This window comes from Actinomadura roseirufa (assembly GCF_900659635.1).
Classification (GTDB): Bacteria; Actinomycetota; Actinomycetes; order Streptosporangiales; family Streptosporangiaceae; genus Spirillospora; species Spirillospora roseirufa.
In genome coordinates this window covers 1-9,528 of sequence record NZ_CAACVB010000270.1, presented here as the reverse complement: position 1 = coordinate 9,528, position 9,528 = coordinate 1, and the positions used below count along the sequence as shown (strand labels likewise).

At 74.2% G+C, this 9,528-nt stretch carries 9 protein-coding genes; 4 read left to right on the top strand and 5 right to left on the bottom strand.

Annotation, left to right across the window (positions count from 1 at the left end; genetic code table 11):
* Positions 1-1,008: ergothioneine biosynthesis glutamate--cysteine ligase EgtA (egtA, locus tag E1291_RS34530; RefSeq protein WP_131742269.1), on the bottom strand; the 1,008-nt coding region annotated here is incomplete at its 3' end.
* Positions 1,009-1,292: 284 nt separating this feature from the next.
* On the opposite strand from egtA, the gene E1291_RS34525 reads away from it, so the two are divergent.
* Positions 1,293-2,516, top strand: coding sequence for an RNA polymerase sigma factor (locus E1291_RS34525; protein ID WP_131742268.1), 1,224 nt, complete (start codon positions 1,293-1,295; stop codon positions 2,514-2,516).
* 2 nt (positions 2,517-2,518) lie between these two features.
* Here E1291_RS34525 and E1291_RS34520 read toward each other — a convergent pair whose 3' ends face one another.
* Together E1291_RS34520 and E1291_RS34515 are read right to left on the bottom strand one after the other, a co-directional pair.
* Positions 2,519-3,154 carry a rhomboid-like protein gene (locus E1291_RS34520; protein ID WP_131742267.1) on the bottom strand — a complete coding sequence of 212 codons (636 nt, stop codon included), beginning with the start codon at positions 3,152-3,154 and terminating at the stop codon, positions 2,519-2,521.
* Between the two features lie 109 nt (positions 3,155-3,263).
* Complete coding sequence (locus tag E1291_RS34515; protein ID WP_131742266.1) at positions 3,264-4,874, bottom strand: MFS transporter; 1,611 nt, start codon at positions 4,872-4,874, stop codon at positions 3,264-3,266.
* 156 nt (positions 4,875-5,030) lie between these two features.
* On the opposite strand from E1291_RS34515, the gene E1291_RS34510 reads away from it, so the two are divergent.
* The 3 genes from E1291_RS34510 (at position 5,031) to E1291_RS43495 (ending at position 6,980) form a co-directional block, all read left to right on the top strand.
* Positions 5,031-5,729, top strand: a complete 699-nt coding sequence (locus E1291_RS34510) for a TetR family transcriptional regulator (protein ID WP_131742265.1) — start codon at positions 5,031-5,033, stop codon at positions 5,727-5,729.
* A gap of 598 nt (positions 5,730-6,327) precedes the next feature.
* Positions 6,328-6,624 carry a hypothetical protein gene (locus E1291_RS34505; protein WP_131742264.1) on the top strand — a complete coding sequence of 99 codons (297 nt, stop codon included), beginning with the start codon at positions 6,328-6,330 and terminating at the stop codon, positions 6,622-6,624.
* Positions 6,625-6,749: 125 nt separating this feature from the next.
* Complete coding sequence (locus tag E1291_RS43495; RefSeq protein ID WP_207401093.1) at positions 6,750-6,980, top strand: DUF397 domain-containing protein; 231 nt, start codon at positions 6,750-6,752, stop codon at positions 6,978-6,980.
* Positions 6,981-6,984: 4 nt separating this feature from the next.
* On the opposite strand, the gene E1291_RS42570 is transcribed toward E1291_RS43495, so the two are convergent.
* Together E1291_RS42570 and E1291_RS34490 are read right to left on the bottom strand one after the other, a co-directional pair.
* Entirely contained in the window at positions 6,985-9,090 is a 2,106-nt protein-coding gene (locus E1291_RS42570) for a bifunctional serine/threonine-protein kinase/ABC transporter substrate-binding protein (protein WP_165495430.1), read from the bottom strand.
* Positions 9,091-9,162: 72 nt separating this feature from the next.
* Positions 9,163-9,528: TSUP family transporter (locus tag E1291_RS34490; RefSeq protein ID WP_165495429.1), on the bottom strand; the 366-nt coding region annotated here is incomplete at its 5' end.

Here is a 9,528-nt window from a genome sequence, read left to right as displayed (position 1 = left end):
CGACTCCGCCCACAGCCGCGCCACCGGCTCGGCCGCGGCCTCGGCCGCCGCGGCCGCCGCGGGGTCGTCCAGCAGCGCGGTCGCCACCGCGACCGGAACCGGCCAGTACCGGGCCGGCAGCGCGTCGATCATGCGGAGCTCCAGCCAGCCGCGCGGCCGGACGGGCGGGAACAGCGTCGACAGGTGGTACTCCAGGTCGATCTCGGTGGGCTCTCCCTTGCCGAGCCATTCACCGAACGACATCCCGGGGTCGGAGACCCAGTCGCCCGACGCGGTGTGGACGAGCATGACCCGGGCGTCGAGCGCGTACCGCGTCCACGCCTCCGCCGGGTCGCCGTCCGCGCCGTCCCGCAGGACGGGCAGGGTGCGGCACGGGTCCAGCTCGGTCCAGATGATCCCCTGGCGCGAGGAGCGCATGCCGGTGCGGCGCCCGGCGTGCAGCGGCGAGTTCGCGAACGCCGCGACGAGCACCGGGCCGAGCGCGTGCGCGAGCCGCCAGCGGCGCGCGGCGTCGGCGTCGTCCGCGCCGATGTCCAGGCACACCTGGACGGACGCGGAGGAGCACATCATCGCCATGCCCACGTCGGCGAACCCGCCGGCGCGGAAGTAGTCGCGCATGCACTGGTACCGCGGATGCTCCGCCTGGAAACGGGGCTCGCGGACGGGATCGACGCCGTGGCCGGCGAGCGCGAGGCCCGCGGGCGCCAGCGCCGCCTGAACGTGCGCGATGTCGGACTCCAGCGCGGCGTGCAGCGGGGCGAGCCCGCCGAACGGCGCCGAGCTGAGCTCCAGCTGCCCGCCCGGCTCGTAGGTGACGGCGCTGCCGCCGGGCGGGGGTCCCGCCTCCGCCACGAGCGAGCGGACCCTCCCGGCGGACACGTGCGCGGCCGGATCGGCGGTGTCGACCACCAGCCACTCGGTCTCCGCGCCGACCGTCCCGGGCGGTCCCTTCTTGAAACAGACTCCGCGAATGTGCTGGTAGACGCCGTCGACAGTCAGCCTGGTCACACCCGCCCCCTTCGAATTCGATAACGAGTTCGAATCCTTCCCTGCTGAACCGCATCAGGAATCCGGTCATTTTCATGAATTTTGGTTGATCTAGACGAATGTGACGCTCCGGGGCGATACCTATCACTGTCCGTACGAATCGGGCAGCACTCTTCGACACCGCGTCCAGTGACCGACTTCGCGGCCGCCGGGGGAAGGCGCTAGAGTCCGACACCCGCCGGTATGTCCGTCTCGGGCGACCGGCACCGGCAGAGACCCAACGGAGAGACCCACCGGGAGGCACCATGCGCGGGGACCTCGGCTCCCTCTACGACGCGCACGCCGCCCGCCTCTACGCCTACTGCTGGTCGCTCGTCGGCGACGCGGAGGCCGCGGCGGCGGTCGGCGACACCTTCACCGCCGCGGTGCACCAGCCGCCGCGGGGCGACAGCGTGCTCTGGCTCTACGCCCTGGCCCGGACGGCCTGCGCCGAGCGCGGCGCGTTCACCGGCCGCGCCCACCGGCTGACCGCCGACCCCGACCCCGACCCGCTGCTGCGCGCCGCCGGCGGGCTGCGCCCCGACCACCGCGAGGTCCTGCTGCTGTGGGCGGGCGAATGGCTCGAACCGCACGACATCGCACGCGTGCTCGGCCTCGCGCCCGACACCGTCGCCCAGCTGCTCGCCATCGCGCGCAAGCGGCTGGAGAGCGCGGTCCTCGACGTCCTCATGCGCGGCACCGCGGGACCCCAGCCCGAGCTCATCACCGCGTTCGAGAAGGGCAGGCTGCCGCAGCTCCTCGCCCGGCGCGCGCCCACCGACCTGCCCTCCGGCCTGCGCGAGAAGGTACTGGCCGGCTGTGAGGAGGAGGCGGCCCGGCCGCTGCCCAGCGTCACCGCGCCGACCCCCCTCGTCGTCATCGGCCAGGCGGGCGCGGCCCGGTCGCGGCACGCGCCGTCCGGCATCTCCAAGGGCCTCGGCGCCGCCGCGGGCCTCGCCGCGTCCGCGGCGGCCGTCGTCGGTCTCCTCGTCTCCTGGCAGACCGCACGCGACGGCGGCGCGGCGTCTCTGGTGCCGACGGCCAGTAGCGGACAGGCCCGGCCCGCCTCGTCCGGGACGAACGAGGACCCGAGCCCGCCCCCCGGGCTCACCGGCTCCGAACGCATCGCCTCGGGTTCGCTCCAGGCGCCGTCCGGTGACCCGGTCACCACCACCCCCGGCGACCGTCCGCAGCCCTCCGGGCCGGGGTCGGGCGGCACCCCGACCGGCTCGCCCGTGCGCACGCCGTCCGGCGGCCCCTCCACCAGCGGAAGCCCGTCGCCGTCCCACCCGGGCAACCCGTCCACGCCCGTGCCGGGCACGCCCACGACCCCGCCCAGCGGCGAGCCGACGACCACGCCGACCGACGGACCGGGCACCACCGAGCCCACCACGCCGCCGGTCGGGACCCCGACGGGATCGCCCGTCGACCCCGGCACGCCGAGCCCGAGCCCGGTGATCAACCCCGTGCCCCTCCCGGGACTGGGCTGAGGTCAGTTCTCCGAGCGGGCGGCCCCCGCGGCGTCCCGCACGACCCCGGCCGTCTCCGCGGGCGGCACCGCGAGGCGCCGCCCGCGCAGCGCGAACACGCCGCCCACCAGCGCGCCCGTGAGCATCGCCACCAGGTGCCCGACGGCCGCGACCTGCAGCGTCGGCAGCCCGCGCAGCAGGACGGGGCCGAGCGTCAGCCAGCCCGCGAGCGGCGGGAGCCGGCGCGCCCCGCCCGGCCCGTACAGGGCCGCGGCGACCAGCGCGCCGCACACCACGTAGGACGGTCCGACGTCGGGCGCCGTGCGGATGGAGTCCGGCAGGTCCCCCGCCTCCAGCCGGACGAGCGCGATGCCCTGGCTGACGACCGTCCCGAGCATGTGCGCGGCCGCGGCGAGCCCGAGCGCCCGCGCGTTGCCGAACCGGCGGGCGACCGGGAACAGCCCGAGCGCCGCGGCCACCAGCAGCACGCCCTGCGCGTCCTCGGCGACGAACGCCGACGCGACCATCGTGCCGACGGGGTCGACCTCCAGGTTGTCGAGGTTGGTGCTGGCCCAGGCGGTGACCTCGTCCCGGGCGGCGCGCGTCAGGACGAGCGCCTGCACTCCCCAGATCGCGGTGAACGCCCCGAGGAAGGCCAACGGCACGGGGTACCGTCTGAGAAAGCCGCGCATATCCGGCACCCTAGGCGCTCAGGGGGCATCGAGCAGCCGATACCCGCCCACCAGGACGACGACCCCGCCCGGGGGATCACGCTACCGCGGCGCCTTCCACCGGGGTTTCGCCGCGGCGGACCAGGAGGGCGGCGAGGATCGCCACCAGGGCGACGGCCCCCGCGACGGTCAGGGCGCTTTGGAAGCCGTCCATGAACGCCTGGTGGCTGCCCTCGGTGATGGCCCTGGCGGCCGAGGCGGGCGTGCCCGGCGGAACGGGCGCGACGCCCTGGGAGACGAGGCCGTCCTGGCCGGAGAGCGCTTCCGCCGCCGGTCCGGGCACCCCGGCGCCGGTCAGGCGTTCGACCAGGACGTTCCCGACCTTGGTGGACATGAGCACGCCGAGGACGGAGGTACCGAGAACGCCGCCGACCTGGGACGCGGTCTGCTGGAGCCCGCCGGCGACGCCCGCGAGGTGCGCCGGGGCGTTGCCGACGATGGCCTCGGTGCCGGCGACGATGACCAGGCCGAACGCGAGGCCGACGAGGACGAACCAGGGCCAGAGCTGGACGTACGGCGCGTCCACCCCGATGCGCGAGAGCCCGAACATCGCGGCGGAGGTGAAGGCCATGCCGAGGGCGAGCGGCAGCCGCGGCCCGAAGCGGCTGGTCAGCGCGCCGGCGACGGGTGAGGCGACGATGAACACGCCGGTCATCGGCAGCATGCGGACACCGGCGTCGACCGGGCTCATGCCGTGGACCTGCTGCAGGTAGAGGGTGATGAAGAAGATCGTGCCGAACATCGCGAAGAAGCCGAGGACGATCAGCCCGGTCGCGGCCGACAGCGGGACGGAGCGGAACAGCGCGAGCGGCAGCAGCGGGTCGCGCGTCCGGGACTCCACCGCGACGAACGCCGCGAACAGGACGGCGGCGGCGGCGAACGACACCAGCGGCACCGCGGCGCCGAAGCCGTGCTCACCGGCCTTGATCAGGCCCCAGACCAGGGCGAACAGCGCGCCGGTCAGCAGCGCGACGCCGGGCAGGTCGAAGGAGCCGCCGGCGCTCTCGTCCTTGGACTCGCGGATCACCCAGAGGCCGACGGCGAGCGCGAGCGCGCCGAGCGGGGCGTTCAGGAAGAACACCGACTCCCAGTTGACGTTCTCGACCAGGAGCCCGGCGACGATCGGGCCGCCGGCGATGGAGATGCCGACCGTGGCGCCCCAGATGCCGATGGCGGCATTGAGCTTGTCCACCGGGAAGGTGTTGCGCAGGATGGCGAGACTGGCGGGCTGCAGGAGCGCCCCCGCGAACCCCTGCACGACCCGCCAGAAGATGACCATCCCGAGCCCGCCGGACAACCCGATCAGCACCGAGGCGATGGCGAAGCCGATCACTCCGGCGAGGAAGGTGCGCCGCCGCCCGAACCGGTCGGCGATCTTCCCGGCCGGGATCAGGGTGACCGCGAGGGTGAGCAGGTAGGCGTTGGTGACCCACTGGAGGCCGGAGAGGTCGGCGCCGAGGTCCTTGGCGATGGCGGGGTTGGCGATGGAGACGACGGTGGCGTCCAGTCCGACCATCATCACGCCGAGCGCGACGGCGACGAGGGTGAGCCAGGGATGGCCGTGACCCGCCCTGGTGCGGCGGCCGGCCGGGCCGTATGTTCCTGCGGCGCCGGGGTGGAGTACCTCGGCGCCCTGCGAGTGAGTCATCTTGGGTCTCCAGGCGAGGATGATGGAGACATCAAAGTGTCATAGAGCGACACTTGTCGTCAAATGCCTCCCGTCGCATGGCGACATGATTCACATCACGACATCAGATGGCCCGCGACGGTTGGCGCGAGGTCCGCGGCTGGTTACACTTCGCACATGACCGCGACCGCCGCCGAGCCCCGTCCACCGGAGCCGGAAAGCCGCCCCCCGGGCCGGCGGGAGCGCAAGAAGCAGCGCACCCGCGAGGCGCTCGTCGACGCCGCGTTCGCCCTGTTCGCCAGGAAGGGCTTCGACTCCACGACCGTCGAGGAGATCGCCGACGCCGTGGACGTGTCGTCCCGGACGTTCTTCCGGTACTTCTCCTCGAAGGAGGACGTGGCGCTCACCTTCCAGGAGGATCAGTTCCGCGCGGTCGTGGCGGCCCTCGCCGCCCGTCCCGCCGACGAGCCGATCATGACGGCGCTGCGCCGTACCGTCGTCGGCATCGCCACCGCCTGCGAGCGGGGCGACCTCGGCTTCAGCCCCGAGCGCTTCCAGTGCGTGCTGAGCCTCCAGCGCGACAGCGGCACGCTCATGGCGGGCAGCCTGGAGCACGCCCAGAAGAAGCAGGCCGAGATGACCCGGATCATCGCCGATCGGCTCGGCGTGGACCCCGCCACCGACATGCGCCCGTCCGTGATCGCCGCCGCCGCGACCGGGGCCTTCCAGGCCGCCGCCGACGCGATCAACGCGCACGGCGCGCACGCCACGATCACCGAGGCCGTCGACCAGGCCTTCGCGATCCTCGAAGAGGGCCTCAACGTCCCCTCGGCGGCGTCCCGGCGCACCGAGCCGGGCACCGGTTCAGCGAACTGAGCACCGGCCCGCCGGGCACCCGCGCCCCTCGGGGCGCCCCGGCGGACGGCCGGGGTTCGCCGAGGTGCCGCGGATCCACCGGGCGCCCTCGGCGAACCCGCTCACACCGTGGATGTACGCCTCACCCAGCTGACCCCCGTGGGGGCCGGCCGGACCTCTGCCGCCGTCACTGCCACCATCCCTGATGAAATGCCGGGTCCGACCCGTCCGTGGATTCTCACCTCATCGCACGAAGCAGGACGAACAGGATGAAGAGATCATAGGGGATTACGGTCCGGACGGCGCGGTCGACACCCGAGAGATCCCCCACAGCCTTGGGAACGGAACCGATCTCGCCCTGGCCTCCCGTGACGACCCGGCGGACCCGCTCCCGCCGGAGCCCCGCGCCGGCCGCGGCGCCCGCCGATCTCCCGCTCCGCGTCCGCGCCCTTCGACCCGGCGTTCGAACTTTTCAAACCGGCGAAACGGACGTTCGACCCGTTCGCAATTAACTGTGAAAAATCACTTCTCGGCGATGAATTGGTCCCGTTCCTCCGCGGCCCTACAGTCCCAGCAGGGTGCTCCTTCTCCCCATCTCCCGCGACCCCAGGAGAGCGACATGGCCCGCACGACCTTTCTGCCGGCCACCGCCCGGGCCGGGCCCGACCGGCGCTCCGCGTCCGCTCCCGAGCCGGTGACCTCGTGGTACGTCGACGCCGAACGCCAATGGACGTCGCGGTACGGCTGCTGCGCCGCCTCCTCCTCGACCGGCGGGCTCGGCACCGCCGGGCACTGCGGCGGCGCCGGGAAGCGGACCGGCCGCTCCGCCCCGGCGCTCCACGGGACGTCCGGCGGCTCCTCGTCCCCCGGTGACGACCGCGCCCGGACCGGCGCCCTGGGCCACGGCGAGCCCTGACCCCCCTGATCATCCCCGGCCGTCCCTCCCCACACTGGACGGCCGGGGATGCCTTTTCCTGTGCGGCGGCCCACAGCGCACTAGCCTGGGAGACGACCACAGCCCGGGACGAAGAAGGTGCGCCAGTGACAGCACAGGAGCCGATCCTCAGCGACGGGGTCATCATCGAGTTCATCGACGGCAAGGACGTCCCCGTCCAGCACAAGGACTTCGGCGAAAGGGCCGTCGTCATGCGCGACGCGAAGAACCCCGAGGGCCCCATCCTCTACTTCACCGAGGCCGAGTGGGACGCCTTCATCGCCGGCGTCAAGGACGGCGAGTTCGACGATCTCCTGGAAGAAGAGCCGACCTCGTAGCCGCCTAGGGGGTCCGGGGTTTCTGGGCCTCGCCCAGGAGGACTATCTTCCCGGCCTGAACCCGGTAGGCGTAGCTCCGGCCCTCGGTGAGACGGCCGGTGCCGGTGAACCTGATGCGCTGGGTCAGGCCGTCCTCGACGTCGACGGTGCGGAGAAACGCGTTGATCTCGTCGCCCGTCCGCCTGCCCTGGGCCAGTGCCTTGAGGAGCACGGACGCCGCGTCGTAGGACTCCGCCGCGTAGATGGGCGGCCTGCGGCCCTTGTTCGCCCCGGCGAAGCGGGAGCTGAAGGCGGCCATGGCGGGCGGGAGCGACTGGGCCGCCTCCGGCGACAGGCAGGAGCAGGTCAGCATCGTGCCCTCGGCGTCGGGCGTCGCCACGCCCTTCGCCAGTGCGAGGTCGCTGAGGTAGAAGCGCGCCTTGACCCCGCCCGCCCGGGCCTCGTGGATCAGGGACGCCGCGCGGTCGGCCGTGGCCGACAGGAACACCGCGTCGGTCCCCCAGCCGCGCATCTTCCGCACGATGCCGGCGTCCTCGCCGGGGAGCTCGGCGATCTGCTCCTGGCGCACCGTGGCGCCCTTGCTCTCCAGCCGCTGCTTGACGACGTTGGCGACGTCCCGCGCGGACGTCGTCCCGTCGTACAGCGCCAGCGGACGACGCGACCCGCCCGCCAGGTCGGCCAGGGCCCGGGCCGCCTCCTCGCCGTCGGGGACGGTGGTGTGCCAGAACCGCCATCCGCTCTCCGCCAGGGGCCCCGCGGCCGCCGCGGGCGACACGCTCGGGATGTGCGCCAGCTCCAGGATCGGCATCGCGGCCTTGGTCTCGGCGCTCAGCGACGGACCCACCACCGCGACCGCGCCCGCCTTCCGCAGTTGCTGCACCGCCGCCGGGGCCGAGTCGGGCACGCCCCTGGTATCGGCCTCCACCAGCCGCGCCCGCACGGCCGGGTGCCGCGCGTTGTGCTCGTCCACCGCGAGGCGGGCCCCGTCGGCCATCGCCCGCCCGAGCGACGCGACGTCACCGGTCAGCGGCCCCAGGTACCCCACCGGGACCGTCACCGGCGACCCGCCCGCCGACGTGCCCGCACCGCCCGACCCGCGCGCACCACCGTCCGGAAACTGGGAGACCACGACCGGCACGAGGATCGCCAGCGCCGCCAGCGCGGCCGGGACCGCTCCCGCGACCAGGATCCGCCGGGAGCGTCCCGTCCGCACCCGGTCCACGCCGGAGGGCCATCCCGGGCGCGCCCCGCCGGTCTTCACCAGCTCCGCGCCGCGCCTCACCGCGTCCCCGCCGCCGTCCTCCCCGACCACGTCCAGCAGCCGGAACAGCACCTGCTCGCTGGTCGGGCGGCGGTCCGGGTCCTTCTCCAGGCACGCCGCCACGATCTCCCGCAACCCGGGTGGCAGCGGCGCCACGTCCGGCGTGTCGTGCAGCACCCGGTGCAGCACCGCGGCGATCGACTCGCCGCCGAACGGCACGGCGCCGGTCGCCGCGAACAGCATCGTCGCCGCCCACGCGAACATGTCCGCGGCGGGGCCGACCACGCCGCCGGAGACCTGCTCGGGCGCCATGTACGCGGGCGTCCCGACGACCTGGCTGGTCATCGTCAGCACCGTGGAGTCCAGCGCCCGCGCGATGCCGAAGTCGATGACGCGCGGCCCGCCGGGGCCGACCAGCACGTTCGGCGGCTTGAAGTCGCGGTGCACGATCCCCGCGCGGTGGACGGCCACGAGCGCCGTCGCCGTGCCCACCGCGAGCCGGACCAGCTCCGCCGGGGACCGCGGGCCCTCCGCGCGCACCAGCGCGGTGAGCGACGGGCCGTCCACGAACTCGCTGACGATGTACGGACGGTCCCCCTCGACGTCGGCGTCGAGCACCTGCGCGGTACAGAACCCGCCGACCCGCCGGGCCACCTCCAGTTCCCGGACGAACCGCGCCCGCGCCGCCTCGTCCCCGCTCAGCCGCGCGTGCAGGAGCTTCACCGCCACGCGCCGTCCGGTGCCGTCGTGGGCAAGGTAGACCGAGCCCTGCCCGCCGTCCCCGAGCCGTCCGGTCAGGATGTACTCCCCCACCTGGGCGGGGTCCTCGGGCTGCAGGGGGTCGGTCATCAGGGGGCGTCCTCGCTCGCGTCGGGCTTCATTCTCTAGACGCTCCCCGGCGCCGGTTCGTTGGCGTTCCCCTCAGGCGAGGGCCGCGCCGCCGGTGACGGCGACGCAACCCGCCACGGCGAGCAGGAGGACGGCGAACGAGCGGGTGAGGAGGGCGGCGGGCAGCCTCCCGGCGGCCCGCCGCCCGGCGAGCGCCCCGGCCATCGCGGCGGCGGTGAACGGCAGGACGAGCGCCCAGTCGACGTGTCCTCCCCCGCCGCGCGCCGCGAGGGAGGCCGCCGAGTCGACCGCGATGACGAGCAGCGACGTGCCCACGGCCGCGGGCGCCGGCAGCCGCAGCGCCAGCACCAGCGCCGGGACGATCACGAAGCCCCCGCCGACGCCGAACAGGCCGGTGAGCAGGCCCACCACCAGACCGGCGAGCAGAATCCGGGCGAG